Origin of the sequence: Hydrogenophaga sp. PML113 (assembly GCF_001777155.1) — a bacterium.
GTDB lineage: Bacteria > Pseudomonadota > Gammaproteobacteria > Burkholderiales > Burkholderiaceae_C > Hydrogenophaga > Hydrogenophaga borbori.
The window spans coordinates 317,115-332,672 of record NZ_MIYM01000005.1; the positions used below are offsets into that span (position 1 = coordinate 317,115).

Consider the following 15,558-nt stretch of genomic DNA (forward strand, 5'->3'; position numbering starts at 1 on the left):
GGAGGGCAGCACCGCCATGTGTGGACTTGCAGGAGAGATACGTTTCGACGGCCGGGCCGTCGACCCCGGCGCGATCGCGCGCATGAACGACCGGCAGAGCGCCCGCGGGCCCGACGGCCAGGGCCTGCTGGTCGTCGACCGCCTCGGCCTGGGCCACCGGCGGCTCAAGATCATGGACCTGTCGGACGCCGCGCAGCAGCCCATGACCGATCCGCTGCTGGGCCTGGGCGTGGTCTTCAACGGCGCCATCTACAACCACCATGAACTGCGCGAGGACCTGATCGCGCGCGGCTACCGCTTTCATTCCAGCGGCGACACCGAGGTGCTGATCAAGGCCTACCACGCCTGGGGGCCGGGCTTCGTGCGGCGCCTGCAGGGCATGTTCGCTTTCGCCCTGTGGGAGCGCGACAGCGGCAAGCTGCTGCTGGGGCGTGACCGGCTGGGCATCAAGCCCCTGTACCTGGCGCCGGTGCCGGGCGGCCTGCGCTTCGCCTCCACGCTGCCGGCGCTGCTGGCCGGGGGCGGGGTGGACGCCGGCATCGACGCCATCGGCCTGCACCACTACCTGTCGCTGCACGCCATCGTGCCGGCGCCGCGCACCCTGCTGCGTGGCGTGCGCAAGCTGGCGCCCGGGACGCTGCTGCACGTGGACCCCGACGGCCAGCAGCGCGAGGAGTGCTACTGGTCCCTGTCCTTCGAGCGCGACGCCAGCGACGAGCAGCGCTCCTTCGACGACTGGCAGGAGCTGCTGCTCGACGGCCTGCGCACGGCCGTGAAGCGCCGCCTGGTGGCCGACGTGCCCGTGGGCGCGCTGCTGTCGGGCGGCGTGGACTCCAGCCTCATCGTGGGCCTGATGGCCGAGCAGGGCGTGCGCGACCTGCGCACTTACAACGTCGGCTTCGAGGACGTGGGCGGCGAGTGCGGCAATGAGTTCGTGTACGCCGACACCGTGGCGCGCCACTTCGGCACCACGCACGAGCGCCTGTTCGTGCCCGAGTCCGAGCTGCTGGACCGCCTGCCCGCCGCCATCGAGGCCATGAGCGAGCCCATGGTCAGCCACGACTGCATCGGCTTCTACCTGCTCAGCGAGGCCGTGGCGCGCCACAGCAAGGTGGTGCAAAGCGGGCAGGGCGCCGACGAGGTGTTCGGTGGCTACCACTGGTACCCCAAGCTGGACGGCAGCCAGCGCCCGGTGGACGACTACGCGGCCGCCTTTCTCGACCGCGACCACACCGAGATGCGCGCCGTGCTGCAGGACCCCTGGCTGGGCGACGACCACACGCGCGCCTTCGTCGCCGAGCGCCTGCACGCGCCGGGCGCGAGCGACCCGGTGGACCAGGCCCTGCGCCTGGATACCACCGTGATGCTGGTGGACGACCCGGTCAAGCGCGTGGACAACATGACCATGGCCTTCGGCCTGGAGGCGCGCGTGCCCTTCCTGGACCACGAGCTGGTGGAACTGGCCGCGCGCATTCCCGCGCGCCACAAGCTGGCCGATGGCGGCAAGGGCGTGCTCAAGGCCGTGGCGCGGCGCATCGTGCCGCGCGAGGTGATCGACCGCCCCAAGGGCTACTTCCCCGTGCCCGCGCTCAAGCACCTGCAGGGGCGCGTGCTAGCCATGGTGCAGGACGCCCTGCACAGCCGCGCCGCGCGCGAGCGCGGGCTGTTCCGCGAGGGCTATATCCAGACGCTGCTGGCCGCGCCGGGTGAGCACATCACGCCGCTGCGCGGCTCCAAGCTCTGGCAGCTCGGCCTGCTGGAGCTGTGGCTGCAGACCCACCTGCGCTGACCCACCAGAGGAGACACACGAGATGAGCACCGTCCGCCACCACGCCCCGCGCGCCCTGCGCCTGGGGCGCTCGCCCATTCCCCACCAGGCCGCCGAGCGGCGCGACGCCAGCGTGCACTGCGGCTGGGGCCGCCTGATCGCCGGTCACACCTTCGACGACCCGGCCGCCGTCGCCCAGGCCCTGCTGCAGGAGACGCCGGGCGAGCGCGACATCGCCTTCTACCTGGACAAGCCGCACGTGGTGGTCTCGCATGCGCCGCAGCAGCTGTTCGTCGACCCGTCCGAGACCTTCCGCCTGGCGCTCAACACCTACGCGGCGCAGCGCGCGCGCCGCCAGGGCTTCACCATCCGGCGCCTGCGCTCGCGCGCCGACGTCGCGGCCATCAACGCCATCTACCGCGCGCGCCGCATGGTGCCGGTGGACCCGGCGCGCGTCTGGGGCGAGCGCGGCGACCGCGCCACCGTCTACGTGCTCGCCGAGGACCGCCAGAGCGGCGAGGTGCTGGGCGTGGCCATGGGCCTGGACCACAGCGAGGCCTTCGGCGACAACAATGGCGGCAGCAGCCTCTGGGCCCTGGCTGTGGCGCCGCAGGCCAGCCACCCGGGCATCGGCGAAGCGCTCACGCGCTACCTGGCCGAGCTCTTCATCGCGCGTGGCCGGGCCTTCATGGACCTGTCGGTGCTGCACGACAACGCCCAGGCCATCGCGCTCTACCGCAAGCTCGGCTTCCAGAACATCCCCGTGTTCGCGGTGAAGCGGCGCAACGCCATCAACGAGTCCCTGTTCACCGAAGGCAGCGACAGCGACGGCCTCAATCCCTACGCGCGCATCATCGTGGACGAGGCGCAGCGGCGCGGCATCCGCGTCGAAGTGATCGACGCCGAGCACGGCTACTTCCGCCTCACCCACGGCGGGCGCGGCGTCACCTGCCGCGAGTCGCTCAGCGAACTCACCAGCGCCGTGGCCATGAGCCGCTGCGCCGACAAGCGCGTGACCTCGCGCCTGCTGGCGCGCGCGGGACTGGCGGTGCCGGCCCAGGCCACGGCCAGCGACCGCGAGCACAACGAGGCCTTCCTGCGCCAGCACGGGGCCGTGGTGGTCAAGCCGGTGGACAGCGAGCAGGGCAAGGGCATCGCGGTCAACCTCACGTCCATCGACGAGGTGGAGACCGCGATCGAACACGCCAGCCACTTCGGCGGTGGCGTGCTGCTGGAACAGTTCTGCGAAGGGCAGGACCTGCGCATCGTGGTCATCAACCACCAGGTGGTGGCCGCCGCCGTGCGCCAGCCCGCCACCGTGGTGGGCGACGGCCAGTCCACCATCGCCGAGCTCATCGACAAGCAGAGCCGCCGCCGCTCGGCGGCCACGGGCGGCGAGTCGCGCATTCCCGTGGACGGCGAGACCCGGCGCTGCCTGGCCGGCCAGGGCCATGCGCTGGGCGACGTGCTGCCCTTCGGCGAATCGCTGCCCGTGCGGCGCACCGCCAACCTGCACACCGGCGGCACCATCCACGACGTGACCGACCGCCTGCACCCCGCGCTGCGCACGGCGGCCGAACACGCCAGCCGCGTGCTCGACATCCCGGTCACCGGCCTGGACTTCCTGGTGCCCTCGGTGGAGGGCCCCGACTACGTGGTCATCGAGGCCAACGAACGCCCGGGCCTGGCCAACCACGAGCCCCAGCCCACGGCGCAGCGCTTCGTGGACCTGCTCTTTCCTGGCACCGCACCGGCGGCGCCCACCGCACCATGAACACCAGCGACGACGCCCGCACCCCCCTGCCGCCGCTCGACGAGGCCTACCTCGAAGAGACCCTGCTGCAGCTGCTCGCCATTCCCAGCCCCGTGGGCCTGACCGACGCCGTGGTGCGCTACGTCGCGGGCCGGCTCGATGGATTGGGCATTCCCTACGTGATCACGCGCCGTGGCGCCATCCGCGCCACGCTCCGTGGCCAGGAACGCCACCCGGCGCGCGCCATCGTGGCCCACCTGGACACGCTCGGCGCCATGGTGCGCGAGCTGAAGGACAACGGCCGCGTGGGCGTGGTGCCCATCGGTACCTGGTCCTCGCGCTTCGCCGAGGGCGGGCGGCTCACGCTGTTCACCGACACCCAGCAGATCCGCGGCACCTGCCTGCCGCTGATGACCTCGGGCCACGCCTTCGGCGATGCCATCAACGCCCAGCCCAACACCTGGGACAACGTCGAGGTGCGGCTGGACCTGCCGCTGCACAGCCGGGCCGATCTCGCCGAGGCCGGCGTGCACGTGGGCGACTGGATCGCCTTCGACCCGCAGCCCGAGGTGCAGCCCGGCGGCTACATCAACGCCCGCTACCTCGACGACAAGGCCGCCGTGGCGGTGCTGCTGACCGCCTGCAAGGCGATCCAGGACAGCGGTGCGCCCCTGCCGGTGGACGTGCACCCGCTGTTCACCATCACCGAGGAAGTGGGCTCGGGCGCCTCGGCCGCGCTGCACGGCGACATTGCCGAGATGGTGAGCCTGGACATCGCCATCGCGGCGCCGGGCCAGGCCACCGACGAGCGCGCCGTCACCATCTGCCTGCAGGACCTGTCGGGGCCTTTCGACTACCACCTCTCGCACAAGCTCATCAAGCTGGCGCAGGCGCATGGCATCGAGCACCGGCGCGACGTCTTCAAGTTCTACCGCAGCGACTCGGCCGCCGCCGTCGAGGCCGGCAACGACATCCGCACCGCGCTCATCGGCTTCGGCGCCGACGCCTCGCACGCGCAGGAGCGCACCCACCTCGATTCGCTGCGCGCGCTGGGGCGCCTGTCGGTGGCCTATCTGATGTCGGCGCCCGTGGCGCGGCGCGACCGCCGCAGCATGGGCTCCATCGAGGGCTTCACCGAACAGCTCAGGCCCGAGGAGATGCAGGTCAACACCACGCCGCTGCCCGACCCGCAGGCGTTTCTGGAGCCGAAGGACTGATCAGCGCGGCGCCGCTTCCTCGGCCAGCAGCGGGCGCAGCGCCCACAGGCCGAGCGCGGGGCCCAGGGCCAGCCAGGGCAGCAGCGCGCCCAGCGGCACCGAGCCGGCCAGCCACACGAACAGCAGGATGCTCGCGATGCTGATGCCGAAGCCGATGCTGTTGGTGAGCGTGAGCACGCTGCCCACCGCCTGTGGCGGTGCGTTGCGCGCGGTGAGCGTGCTGAACTGCGGCGAGTCGCCCGACACCGTGATGCCCCAGAGCACCAGCCAGGCGTAGAAGGCCGCGTCGGGCGCGCCCAGCAGCAGCGGCGTGGCCAGGCAGCAGGCGCCGCTCATGGCCAGTTGCGCGCCCGCCACGCGCGCGCTGCCCCAGCGCTGCGCCACCCAGCCGCCGCCCGCGCAGCCCAGCGCGCCCGCGCCGAGCACGAGAAACGCGGCCCAGGACAGGTCGGTGCCCGACAGCCGCGTGGCCAGGATCAGCGGCACCATGACCCACATGGTGTAGAGCTCCCACATGTGGCCGAAGTAGCCCAGCACCGAACTGCGCACGCGCGCATCCGTCCACACGGTGCCCAGGGCGCGCCACTGCAGCTGGCTCACGCGCGCCGCCGCGCCGGGCGGATCGCCCAGCGCGGCGTACAGCAGCACGCCGCCCGCGGCCGCCAGCGCGGCCACGCCCAGCATCAACGTGGGCCAGGGCAGGGCGTCGCCGAGGGCGCGCAGGGCGTGCGCGCTGGCCGAGCCCACCACCAGCGCCGCGATCAGCAGGCCCAGGGCCGCGCCCAGACCCTTGCTGTACCACTGGGCGGCGATCTTCATGCCCACCGGGTAGATGCCCGCCAGGAAGAAGCCGGTGGCGAAGCGCCACAGCAGCAGCGAGGTGAAGTCGCGCACCGTCCACCACGCGCCCACGGTACAGGCCGCGCCCGCCAGGGCGCAGACCAGAAAGACCAGGCGCGGCGGAAAGCGGTCGGCGATGGCCAGCAATGCGAACACCAGCGTGCCCGCGATGAAGCCGAACTGCAGCGCCGAGGTGAGCGTGCCCACCGCACTGGTGGCCCAACCGAGCTCGCGCTGCAGGTCGGGCATGACCGCGTTCACCGCGAACCAGAGCGAGGTGCCCGCGAACTGCGCGAGCACCAGGACGGGCAGGACGTGGCGGGGGGGCGCGGGCCGGTTCATGGTGCGCAGCTTAATCGCGCGCCATTTGCTGCGCTGCCGCGAAGGTTCAGACCCCGCGCGCGCGCTCCGCATGGAAGCGCTGCCGGAACTCGCCGAACGTGCCCGCCTCCAGCGCCGCGCGCACCTCCTTCATGAGGTTCAGGTAGTAGTGCAGGTTGTGGATGCTGGCCAGCATGGGCCCCAGCATCTCGCCGCAGCGGTCCAGGTGGTGTTGGTAGGCGCGGCTGAAGCCCTCACGTCCGCCCTCTGCCCAGCTGACCCCGCCGCTGCCCGCGCAGGCGTAGCAGGTGCAGGTCTCGTCCAGCGGGCGGTGGTCGGCCTTGTGCCGGGCGTTGCGGATCTTCAGGTCGCCGAAGCGCGTGAACAGCGTGCCGTTGCGCGCGTTGCGCGTGGGCATCACGCAGTCGAACATGTCCACGCCGCAGGCCACGCCTTCCACCAGGTCCTCCGGCGTGCCCACGCCCATGAGGTAACGCGGCTTGTGCGCGGGCAGGCGGTGCGGGGTGTGGGCCATGATGCGGCGCATCTCCTCCTTGGGCTCGCCCACGCTCACGCCACCGATGGCGTAGCCGGGGAAGTCCATCTCCACCAGCGCGTCCAGCGACTCCTGGCGCAGGTGCTCGAACATGCCGCCCTGCACGATGCCGAACAGCGCGTTGGGGTTTTCCAGGCGCTGAAACTCGGCCTTGGAGCGCTGCGCCCAGCGCCGGCTCATCTCCATGCTCTGGCGCGCCTCGGCCTCAGTGGTGATGTGGCCCTTGGTCTCATAAGGCGTGCACTCGTCGAGCTGCATCACGATGTCGCTGTTGAGCCCGGTCTGGATCTGCACGCTCACCTCGGGCGACATGAAGAGCTTGTCGCCGTTGACGGGGCTGGCGAAGTGAACGCCCTGCTCGGTGATCTTGCGCATCTCGCCCAGGCTCCAGACCTGAAAGCCGCCCGAGTCGGTGAGGATGGGCTTGTTCCAGCGCTCGAAGGCGTGCAGGCCGCCGAAGCTCTTCATCACCTCCTGTCCGGGGCGCATCCACAGGTGGAAGGTGTTGCCCAGGATGATCTGCGCGCCCATGGCCTCCAGGCTGGCGGGCGTGACGCCCTTGACCGTGCCGTAGGTGCCCACGGGCATGAAGATGGGCGTCTGCACCACGCCATGGTTGAGCGTGAGCGTGGCGCGGCGCGCGTGGCTGTTGGGGTCGGTCTTGAGCACCTCGAAGGTCAGCATGGAATCTCTCGTGTCTCGATGGATGGGCGCAGGGGAGCGGTGCGGCCTCAGGCTGGCAGGTCGCCGAACAGCCGCGCCACCAGGCCGCGCAGCCACAGGTGGCCGGGGTCGCGGTGCAGGTGGGCGTGCCAGAGTTGGTGGATGGTGTTGGTGGGCAGGCGCAGCAGCAGCGGTCGCATGACCAGATCGAAGGGCCCGAGCGCGCGCTGGGCGAAGCGCTCGGGCACGGTGGCGATGAGGTCGGTTTCCGCCAGCACATGGCCCAGGGCCACGTAGTGCGGCACCGTCAGGTGCACCTGGCGCGCCACGCCCAGGCGCTCCAGCGCGGTGTCGACCTGGCCGTGGCTGGTGCCGGCGGCCACCACGCGCACGTGCGCGGCCTGCCGGTACTGGGTCGCGCCCAGGGCCTTGCGGGTGCCGGCCAGGGGGTGGCCGGCGCGCATCAGCGCCACGTAGGGCTGGCGGAACAGCGCCTGCTGGAAGAAGCCCGACTGCAGCTGCGGCAGCGAGCCCAGCGCCAGGTCGACGTGGCCGCTGGCCATTTCCTCGCGCAGCGCCTCGTGCGCCACGGGCACGCAGCGCAGGGTCACGCCCGGCGCCTCGGCGGCCAGCGCGTCCATCAGCACCGGCAGGAAGTAGATCTCGCCCACGTCGCTGAGCGCCAGCGTGAAGCAGCGCTGGCCATGCGCCGGGTCGAAGGAGGCGCGCACGTTGAGCGCCTCGCGCAGCGTGCCCAGGGCCTGGGCCACGGGCTCGGCGAGCTGCTGCGCGTAGGGCGTGGGCTCCATGCCGTGCGGCTTGCGCAGGAACAGCTCGTCGCCCAGGCATTCGCGCAGGCGGCGCAGCGCGTTGCTCACCGCCGGCTGGCTTTGCCCCAGGCTGGCCGCCACGCGCGAGACATTGCGCTCGCGCAGCAGTTGGTGCAGCACCACCAGCAGGTTCAGGTCGATCTCGGACAGCTCCATGGCGGCCGGTATTCTATTTGTGAATATCTTGTATCACCTGGATTCCGTTGCCGGATGACGCGCGGCGCGCCACCATCCCGGGGTGCCCCACGCGCACCGACCCTTGGAGACAAGACCATGAACCCCACGCCCGACACCGGCGGCGCGCCGGACGCTTTGCGCTGGGAAGCCGGCGACACCAGCCGCATCCCCTTCGCCGTCTACACCGATCAGCAGCGCCACCAGCGCGAGCTCGAACGCTTCTTCTACCGTGGCCACTGGTGCTACGTGGGCCTGGAGGCCGAGATCCCCCAGCCGGGCGACTACCGCCGCTCGGTGGTGGGCGAGCGCTCGGTCATCATGGTGCGGGCCGAGGGTGGCGCCATCCACGTGGTGGAGAACGTCTGCGCCCACCGCGGCATGCGCTTCTGCCGCGAGCGCCACGGCAACAAGAAGGAGTTCGTCTGCCCTTACCACCAGTGGAGCTACGCGCTCAATGGTGATCTGCAGGGCGTGCCGCTGCGCCGCGGCGTGCGCCAGGACGGCCAGGTCAAGGGCGGCATGCCGGCCGACTTCGACCCCAAGCAGCACCACCTCACGCAACTGAAGGTGGCCGTGCGCGGCGGCGTGGTGTTCGCCTCCTTCGACCCCGAGGTGGAGTCGCTGGAGGACTACATGGGCCCGACCATCCTGGGCTACTTCGATCGCCTGTTCAACGGCCGAAAGCTCAACATCCTAGGCTACAACCGCCAGCGCATCCCCGGCAACTGGAAGCTGATGCAGGAGAACATCAAGGACCCCTACCACCCAGGCCTGCTGCACACCTGGTTCGTCACCTTCGGCCTCTGGCGCGCCGACAACAAGTCGGAGCTGCGCATGGACGCGCACCACCGCCACGCGGCCATGATCTCCACGCGCGGCAGCGCGGGGCAGGCCACGGGCAGCGCCTCGCAGGTCACGCAGGTCTCCAGCTTCAAGTCCAGCATGCAGCTGGAGGACCCGCGCTTCCTGGACATCGTGCCCGAGCCCTGGTGGGGAGGACCCACGGCGGTGATGACCACGCTGTTCCCCAGCGTGATCTTCCAGCAGCAGGTCAACAGCGTGTCCACGCGCCACATCCAGCCCGATGGCCACGGCGCCTTCGATTTCGTCTGGACGCACTTCGGCTTCGAGGACGACACGCCCGAGATGACCCAGCGCCGCCTGCGCCAGGCCAACCTGTTCGGCCCGGGCGGCTTCGTCAGCGCCGACGACGGCGAGGTGATCGAGTTCTCGCAGCAGGGCTTCGAGAGCAAACCCGGCCACCGGGCACTGGCCGAACTCGGCGGCCGCGAGGTGGGCGAGACCGACCACATGGTCACCGAGACCCTGATCCGCGGCATGTACGCCTACTGGCGCCAGGTGATGGAGGCCCCGCTGTGAACCGCGACACCACCTCTCTTGACCTGTCGCTCTACCACGAGCTTCAGGCCCTGTACGCCGACTACGCCTTGGCCGTGGACAGCGGCCAGTGGGACCTCTGGCCCGGCTTCTTCACCGAGGACTGCGTCTACAAGCTGCAGCCGCGCGAGAACCACGAGCGCGGCTTCCCGCTGGCCACGCTGTCCTTCGAAAGCCAGGCCATGCTGCGCGACCGCGTGTACGGCATCAAGGAAACCCTGTTCCACGACCCCTACTACCAGCGCCACGTCGTGGGTGCGCCGCTGGTGCGACGGATGGACGAGCAGGGCGCGCTGCACTGCGAGGCCAACTACGCGGTGTTCCGCACCAAGCTGGACGGCCCGAGCACCGTGTTCAACGTCGGGCGCTACCTCGACGTGGTGGTGCGCACCCCGCAGGGCCTGAAGTTCGCGCAGCGCCTGTGCGTGTACGACAGCGAAATGATCCCCAACGCCATCATCTACCCGATATGACCCAGAACAACCAAGAGCCCGATCCCCACGGCGGGCCGCTGAGGCGTTTCAACGACCCGGCCTACGTGCCCCTGTGCCGCAACCTGGCCGAGGTGCGCGAGAACATCGACGCACTGGACCAGAAGATCGTGGCCCTGCTGGCCGAGCGCGGGCGCTACGTGAAGGACGCGGCCCGCTTCAAGCGCGATGCCTTCCAGGTGTCGGCGCCGGCGCGCCAGCAGCAGGTGATCGACAAGGTGCTGGCCCTGGCCGAGCGCCACGGCGCCTACCCCGAGGTGGTGGAGGCCTGCTACCGCGCGCTGATCGCGGGCTTCATCGCGCGAGAACAAACAGACTTCACCCAGATGAGCGACGTCGAAACCGGAGACCCGACATGAACCGCATCCAGAACCGCTGCGCCGCGCTGCTCGCTGGCCTCACGCTCGCCGGCGCCGCCGGGCAGGCCCTGGCCCAGGCGGCCCCGGCCGCCGATTGGCCGCAGCGCCCGGTGCGCGTGGTGGTGCCCTACGGCCCGGGCTCCTCGCCCGACATCCTGGCGCGCCTGGTCAACGAGCGCCTGACGGCCCGCCTGGGCCAGGCCTTCATCGTGGAGAACCGGCCCGGCGCCGGCGGCAACTCGGGCACCGAGTACGTGGCCAAGGCCACGCCCGACGGGCAGACCTTCCTGCTCTCGGTCAACGCGCCCCTGGTCTACAACACCATCCTCTACAAGAACCTGCGCTACGACCCGTTCCGCGAGCTGGTGCCGGTGACGCTGGCCGTGACGTCGCCCAACGTCTGCGCCGCGGCCAACAGCATGGGTGTGGACTCGGTCAAGGGCTGGCTGGACGCCCTGCGCGCGCGCCCGGGCCAGTACAACTTCGCCTCCACCGGCAACGGGTCCATCTCGCACCTGGGCGTGGAACTGCTCAAGCTCAAGACCAAGTCCTTCGCGGTGCACATCCCGTACGCCTCGTCCTCGCAGGCGGTCACGGCCATGCTGCAGGGGGACGTGCACTTCGCCTGCCTGCCCGGCGCCACCGTGATGCCGCAAGCCAAGGCCGGCAAGCTCAAGGTGCTGGCCATTACGTCGGCGGAGCGCTCGCCGCTGCTGCCCGAGGTGCCCACGCTCAAGGAGTCGGGCGTGCCCGACATCCAGGCCGCGCCCTGGTTCGCCTACATGGCGCCGGCCGGCACGCCGCCGGCCATCGTGCAGCGTTTGAACCAGGCGCTGGTGGCCGTGCTGCGCGAGCCCGAGGTCACCGAGAAACTCAAGGCCCAGTACTTCGACGTCATCGCCAGCACCCCGGAGCAGCTGGGGCGCTTCATGCGCGAGGAAGAGGCGCGCTGGCGCCCGGTGATCCAGCGCGCCGGCCTGACGCCCGATTGACGCCGCGACGCAGGAGCACGCCATGACCACCCCCCAATGGACCGACGTGGCCGCCGAGGCCGACCTGTTCGAGGGCGCCGGCATTCCCGTCGCGCCCGAGGGCCACGACATCGCCCTGTTCGCGATCGACGGCGAGGTGTTCGCCACCGACAACCTCTGCACGCACGGCCACGCCAAGCTCTGCGACGGCTTCCTGGAGGGCCACGAGATCGAGTGCCCCTTCCACCAGGGCCGCTTCGACGTGCGCAGCGGCGCGCCCACCTGCGCGCCGGCCACCGAGGCCGTGAAGACCTGGCCGGTGAAGGTGGAGGGCGGGCGGGTCTACCTGGACCTGGGCTGAGGCGGGCGGGGGCGGCGCCCGCAACTTGCGCCGCGTCAACATGGGTGGCACCGGCGCCTCCTAGGATGAATTCGAGGGTTCGCCACTGCGGCTTGGTGGTGAGGCCTTCGCTTCAACCCCACTGGAGGCATCCCATGAAGAAGTCGATCAAGTACGCGGCCGTGGCGGCCGGTCTGCTGGGCGCCCTGGCCGCGCAGGCGCAGGCCCCCCAGGCCAGCGTTGACCTGGGCAAACTGGAGTTCACCGACAACTGCGCCGCGTGCCATGGCGTGGACGGCAAGGGCAACGGTCCGCTCGGCGGCCTGTTGCAGAAGAGTCCGCCGGATCTGTCGCAACTGGCGAAGAAGAACGGCGGCGTGCTGCCGGTCAACCGCATGTATGCGGTGATCGAGGGCACCGCCGCCATACCCAGCCACGGCGTGCGCGACATGCCCGTCTGGGGACGGGAGTACCGCATCGAGGAGGGGCAGCGCCTGCGCGAGGCGCGCGGCCTCTACGAGCCGGCCGAGGTGGTGCGCGCGCGGATCCTGACGCTGATCGAGTACATCAGCCGGCTGCAAACGCCTTGAGCCGCCGCGGGGTCAGCGCCGGCACAGCAGCATGGCATCGCCGTAGCTGAAGAAGCGGTAGCGCTGTTCGATGGCATGGCGGTACAGCGCCATCACGCGCTGATACCCGGCGAAGGCGCTCACCAGCATCATCAGCGTGCTCTTGGGCAGGTGAAAGTTGGTGATCAGCCGGTCCACCACCTGGAAGTGAAAGCCCGGCGTGATGAAGATCTGCGTGTCGCCCTCGGTGCGGCCGAAGGCGGCCCAGCTCTCCAGCGTGCGCACGGTGGTGGTGCCCACCGCCACCACACGCCTGCCGCGCGCGCGGCAGGCGTCGATCGCGGCGATGGTGGCTTCGGGTACGCGGTACCACTCGGCGTGCATGGTGTGCTCGGCGATGTTCTCGGTCTTCACCGGCTGGAAGGTGCCGGCGCCCACGTGCAGCGTGACCTCGGCCGTCTGCACGCCGCGCGCGCGCAGCGCGGCCAGCAGGGCCTCGTCGAAGTGCAGCGCGGCGGTGGGGGCGGCCACGGCACCGGGGTGCTTGGCGAACACGGTCTGGTAGCGGCGCTCGTCCTCGGCGGTGTCGCCGTGCTCGATGTAAGGCGGCAGCGGCACGTGGCCGTGCGCGGCCATCAGGGCGTGCGGCTCGCCGCTGAAGCGCAAGCGGAACAGGGCGCCGTCCTCGTCGGGCCAGCGGCCGATCAGCTCGGCGCTGAAGCCACCGTCCATCTCCAGCACCGCGCCCACCAAGGGCTTCTTGCTCACCTTCATGTGCGCCACCACCTCGTGGTTCTGCAGCACGCGCTCCACCAGCAGCTCCACGGCACCGCCCGTGGCCTTGCGACCGAACAGGCGGGCCTTGATGACCTGGGTGTCGTTGAAGACCAGCAGGTCGCCGGGGTCCAGCAGGCCGGGCAGCTCGTGGAACACGCGGTCCACCGGCGCGTCGGCGCGGCCGTCGAGCAGGCGCGAGGCGCTGCGCTCGGGCGCCGGGTGCTGGGCGATGAGTTCGGGGGGCAGAGCGAAGTCGAAGTCGCTCAGAGTGAAGCGGCGGTGGTCGACGGGAGAAGTCATGTCGCTTGAGGGCCGGACGGACCCGTTCCAAGGAAGGGGGAGGGGCGAAGGCAGAATTGTCCCATGGCCGAACCCGCCGCCACCGCCGCCCCGACCCCGCCCAAGGCCCTGTCCGCGCCGCAAAAGGCCATGCACAAGCTGGGCCTTAAGCGCGACATCGACCTCGCGCTGCACCTGCCGCTGCGCTATGAGGACGAGACCCGGGTGGTGGCCCTGCGCGAGGCGCGCGAGGGCTCGGTGGTGCAGATCGAGGGAACGGTCACGCACAGCGAGGTGCAGTACCGTGGCCGGCGCCAGCTGCTGGTGACGCTGGACGACGGCAGCGACACCTGCACGCTGCGCTTTTTCAGCTTCTACCCCTCGCACCAGAAAACGCTGGCGGTGGGGGCGCGCATCCGCGCGCGCGGCGAACTCAAGGGCGGCTTCGCGGGCTACACCATGCTGCACCCGGCGTTCAAGCTGGCGGGCGGCGAGCTGCCGAACGCGCTCACGCCCATCTACCCCACCAGCGCGCAGCTGCCCCAGGCCTACCTGCGCAAGGCGGTGGTGGGCGCGCTGGCCCGGGTGGACCTGCGCGAGACCCTGCCGCCCGATCTGCTGGCCTCGCTGCAGCGCTCGGCGCGCGTGAGTCCCACGCTGCGCGAATCGCTGCAGCAGCTGCACCACCCGGCGCCCGACGTGGCCTTGGCCGCGCTGGAGGACGGCAGCCATCCCGCCTGGCAGCGCCTCAAGGCCGAGGAGCTGCTGGCCCAGCAGCTGTCCCAGGCCCTGGCCAAGCGCGAGCGCGACACCCTGCGCGCGCCCGCGCTGCCGCTGCGCCGCGAAGGCCTGCACGAGCAGCTGCTGGCGGCGCTGCCCTTCGCGCTCACGGCGGCCCAGCGCCGCGTGGGCGAGGAGATCGCGCTCGACCTGGGGCGCCAGGTGCCCATGCACCGCCTGCTGCAGGGCGATGTGGGCTCGGGCAAGACGGTGGTGGCCGCGCTGGCGGCGGCCATCGCCATCGACGCGGGCTGGCAGTGCGCGCTGATGGCGCCGACCGAGATCCTGGCCGAGCAGCACTTTCGCAAGCTCATCGGCTGGCTGGAGCCGCTGCTCGAACCCCTGGGCAAACGTGTGGCCTGGCTCACCGGCAGCCAGAAGAAGAAGCAGCGCACGGAGATGCTGGCGCTCATCGCCAGCGGCGAGGCCGCGCTGGTGGTGGGCACGCACGCGGTGATTCAGGACCAGGTAGTGTTCCAGCGCCTGGCACTGGCCCTCATCGACGAGCAACACCGCTTCGGCGTGGCGCAGCGCCTGGCGCTGCGCGGCAAGACCGGCGGCGCGCTGGAGCCGCACCTGCTGATGATGACGGCCACGCCCATTCCGCGCACCCTGGCCATGAGCTACTACGCCGACCTGGACGTCTCCACCATCGACGAGCTGCCGCCCGGGCGCACGCCCATCGTGACCAAGGTGGTGAGCGATGCGCGCCGCGCCGAGGTGGTGGCGCGCATCCGCGGCCAGATCGACGAAGGCCGGCAGGTCTACTGGGTGTGCCCGCTGATCGAGGAGAGCGAGGCCCTGGACCTGAGCAACGCCACCGCCACGCACGCCGAGCTGTCGCAGGCGTTGCCGGGCGTGCTGGTGGGCCTGCTGCATTCGCGCATGTCGCCGGCCGAAAAGAAGGCGGTCATGTCGCTGTTCGAGCAGGGCCAGATGGGTGTGCTGGTGTCCACCACCGTCATCGAGGTGGGGGTGGACGTGCCCAATGCCTCGCTCATGGTGATCGAGCATGCGGAGCGCTTCGGGTTGTCGCAGCTGCACCAGCTGCGCGGGCGCGTGGGGCGCGGCGCGGCGGCCTCGGCCTGCGTGCTGATGTACTCGCCGCCCGAGGGCGGGCGCCTGGGCGAGACCGCGCGCGAGCGCCTGAAGGCCATGGTCGAGACCAACGACGGCTTCGAGATCGCGCGCCGCGACCTGGAAATCCGGGGGCCGGGCGAGTTCCTGGGCGCGCGCCAGTCCGGCGCGCCGCTGCTGCGCTTCGCCGACCTGGCCACCGACAGCCACCTGCTGGACTGGGCGCGCGGGGCCGCGCAGGCCATGCTGGACCGGCACCCGCGCGAGGCCGAGCAGCACCTGGCGCGCTGGCTCGGCAGCAAGGCCGAGTACCTGAAGGCCTGAAGCCAGTCCGGCGCGCGTGTCTGATCCAGACACGCCGTGGAACCGGCTTCGCCGGGCCACTGGCGTGG

The 15,558-nt window shown here is 71.0% G+C and carries 14 protein-coding genes; 10 read left to right on the forward strand and 4 right to left on the reverse strand.

What is annotated here, in order from left to right; genetic code table 11:
- Positions 1-16: 16 nt before the first annotated feature.
- Genes BHU06_RS12430 through BHU06_RS12440 form a run of 3 tightly spaced genes read left to right on the forward strand, consistent with a single transcriptional unit; the run spans position 17 to position 4,738 of the window.
- Complete coding sequence (locus BHU06_RS12430) at positions 17-1,789, forward strand: N-acetylglutaminylglutamine amidotransferase (RefSeq protein ID WP_070399491.1); 1,773 nt, start codon at positions 17-19, stop codon at positions 1,787-1,789.
- Positions 1,790-1,811: 22 nt separating this feature from the next.
- A complete protein-coding gene (gene ngg, locus BHU06_RS12435; RefSeq protein WP_070399492.1) occupies positions 1,812-3,542 on the forward strand; it encodes an N-acetylglutaminylglutamine synthetase in 1,731 nt (576 codons plus the stop codon).
- Positions 3,539-4,738, forward strand: coding sequence for an osmoprotectant NAGGN system M42 family peptidase (locus BHU06_RS12440; protein WP_070399493.1), 1,200 nt, complete (start codon positions 3,539-3,541; stop codon positions 4,736-4,738). Before ngg ends, BHU06_RS12440 begins: the two co-directional genes overlap by 4 nt.
- On the opposite strand, the gene BHU06_RS12445 is transcribed toward BHU06_RS12440, so the two are convergent.
- Genes BHU06_RS12445 through BHU06_RS12455 form a run of 3 tightly spaced genes read right to left on the reverse strand, consistent with a single transcriptional unit; the run spans position 4,739 to position 8,104 of the window.
- Entirely contained in the window at positions 4,739-5,920 is a 1,182-nt protein-coding gene (locus BHU06_RS12445; RefSeq protein ID WP_070399561.1) for an MFS transporter, read from the reverse strand.
- 46 nt (positions 5,921-5,966) lie between these two features.
- Positions 5,967-7,139, reverse strand: coding sequence for a tRNA guanosine(34) transglycosylase Tgt (tgt, locus tag BHU06_RS12450; protein ID WP_070399494.1), 1,173 nt, complete (start codon positions 7,137-7,139; stop codon positions 5,967-5,969).
- Between the two features lie 47 nt (positions 7,140-7,186).
- Positions 7,187-8,104 (reverse strand): LysR family transcriptional regulator, encoded by a 918-nt coding sequence (locus tag BHU06_RS12455; RefSeq protein WP_070399495.1) that lies wholly within the window; start codon positions 8,102-8,104, stop codon positions 7,187-7,189.
- A gap of 117 nt (positions 8,105-8,221) precedes the next feature.
- On the opposite strand from BHU06_RS12455, the gene BHU06_RS12460 reads away from it, so the two are divergent.
- From BHU06_RS12460 to BHU06_RS12485, 6 genes are all read left to right on the forward strand, one after another.
- Entirely contained in the window at positions 8,222-9,505 is a 1,284-nt protein-coding gene (locus tag BHU06_RS12460) for an aromatic ring-hydroxylating dioxygenase subunit alpha (RefSeq protein WP_070399496.1), read from the forward strand.
- The gene (locus tag BHU06_RS12465) at positions 9,502-9,996 is read left to right on the forward strand and encodes an aromatic-ring-hydroxylating dioxygenase subunit beta (RefSeq protein ID WP_070399497.1); all 495 of its coding nucleotides are present in this window, start codon (positions 9,502-9,504) and stop codon (positions 9,994-9,996) included. The genes BHU06_RS12460 and BHU06_RS12465 overlap by 4 nt, the downstream gene beginning before the upstream one ends.
- Complete coding sequence (locus BHU06_RS12470; protein WP_070399498.1) at positions 9,993-10,373, forward strand: chorismate mutase; 381 nt, start codon at positions 9,993-9,995, stop codon at positions 10,371-10,373. Before BHU06_RS12465 ends, BHU06_RS12470 begins: the two co-directional genes overlap by 4 nt.
- The gene (locus tag BHU06_RS12475) at positions 10,370-11,365 is read left to right on the forward strand and encodes a tripartite tricarboxylate transporter substrate binding protein (RefSeq protein WP_070399499.1); all 996 of its coding nucleotides are present in this window, start codon (positions 10,370-10,372) and stop codon (positions 11,363-11,365) included. The genes BHU06_RS12470 and BHU06_RS12475 overlap by 4 nt, the downstream gene beginning before the upstream one ends.
- 22 nt (positions 11,366-11,387) lie before the next feature.
- Complete coding sequence (locus BHU06_RS12480; RefSeq protein ID WP_070399500.1) at positions 11,388-11,705, forward strand: non-heme iron oxygenase ferredoxin subunit; 318 nt, start codon at positions 11,388-11,390, stop codon at positions 11,703-11,705.
- A gap of 134 nt (positions 11,706-11,839) precedes the next feature.
- Positions 11,840-12,274 carry a cytochrome c gene (locus tag BHU06_RS12485; protein WP_070399501.1) on the forward strand — a complete coding sequence of 145 codons (435 nt, stop codon included), beginning with the start codon at positions 11,840-11,842 and terminating at the stop codon, positions 12,272-12,274.
- Between the two features lie 12 nt (positions 12,275-12,286).
- Here the strand turns inward: BHU06_RS12485 and queA are convergent, their stop codons facing one another.
- The gene (queA, locus tag BHU06_RS12490; RefSeq protein ID WP_070399502.1) at positions 12,287-13,330 is read right to left on the reverse strand and encodes a tRNA preQ1(34) S-adenosylmethionine ribosyltransferase-isomerase QueA; all 1,044 of its coding nucleotides are present in this window, start codon (positions 13,328-13,330) and stop codon (positions 12,287-12,289) included.
- Between the two features lie 63 nt (positions 13,331-13,393).
- Here queA and recG point away from each other — a divergent pair, with 63 nt between their 5' ends.
- Positions 13,394-15,490, forward strand: a complete 2,097-nt coding sequence (gene recG / locus BHU06_RS12495; protein WP_070399503.1) for an ATP-dependent DNA helicase RecG — start codon at positions 13,394-13,396, stop codon at positions 15,488-15,490.
- Positions 15,491-15,558 lie beyond the last annotated feature (68 nt).

Bases quoted from the DNA above. Each gene is read 5' to 3' on its own strand.
- BHU06_RS12430 (WP_070399491.1), top strand. From the start codon at position 17: ATGTGTGGACTTGCAGGAGAGATACGTTTCGACGGCCGGGCCGTCGAC.
- ngg (WP_070399492.1), top strand. From the start codon at position 1,812: ATGAGCACCGTCCGCCACCACGCCCCGCGCGCCCTGCGCCTGGGGCGC.
- BHU06_RS12440 (WP_070399493.1), top strand. From the start codon at position 3,539: ATGAACACCAGCGACGACGCCCGCACCCCCCTGCCGCCGCTCGACGAG.
- BHU06_RS12445 (WP_070399561.1), bottom strand. From the start codon at position 5,920: ATGAACCGGCCCGCGCCCCCCCGCCACGTCCTGCCCGTCCTGGTGCTC.
- tgt (WP_070399494.1), bottom strand. From the start codon at position 7,139: ATGCTGACCTTCGAGGTGCTCAAGACCGACCCCAACAGCCACGCGCGC.
- BHU06_RS12455 (WP_070399495.1), bottom strand. From the start codon at position 8,104: ATGGAGCTGTCCGAGATCGACCTGAACCTGCTGGTGGTGCTGCACCAA.
- BHU06_RS12460 (WP_070399496.1), top strand. From the start codon at position 8,222: ATGAACCCCACGCCCGACACCGGCGGCGCGCCGGACGCTTTGCGCTGG.
- BHU06_RS12470 (WP_070399498.1), top strand. From the start codon at position 9,993: ATGACCCAGAACAACCAAGAGCCCGATCCCCACGGCGGGCCGCTGAGG.
- BHU06_RS12475 (WP_070399499.1), top strand. From the start codon at position 10,370: ATGAACCGCATCCAGAACCGCTGCGCCGCGCTGCTCGCTGGCCTCACG.
- BHU06_RS12480 (WP_070399500.1), top strand. From the start codon at position 11,388: ATGACCACCCCCCAATGGACCGACGTGGCCGCCGAGGCCGACCTGTTC.
- BHU06_RS12485 (WP_070399501.1), top strand. From the start codon at position 11,840: ATGAAGAAGTCGATCAAGTACGCGGCCGTGGCGGCCGGTCTGCTGGGC.
- queA (WP_070399502.1), bottom strand. From the start codon at position 13,330: ATGACTTCTCCCGTCGACCACCGCCGCTTCACTCTGAGCGACTTCGAC.
- recG (WP_070399503.1), top strand. From the start codon at position 13,394: ATGGCCGAACCCGCCGCCACCGCCGCCCCGACCCCGCCCAAGGCCCTG.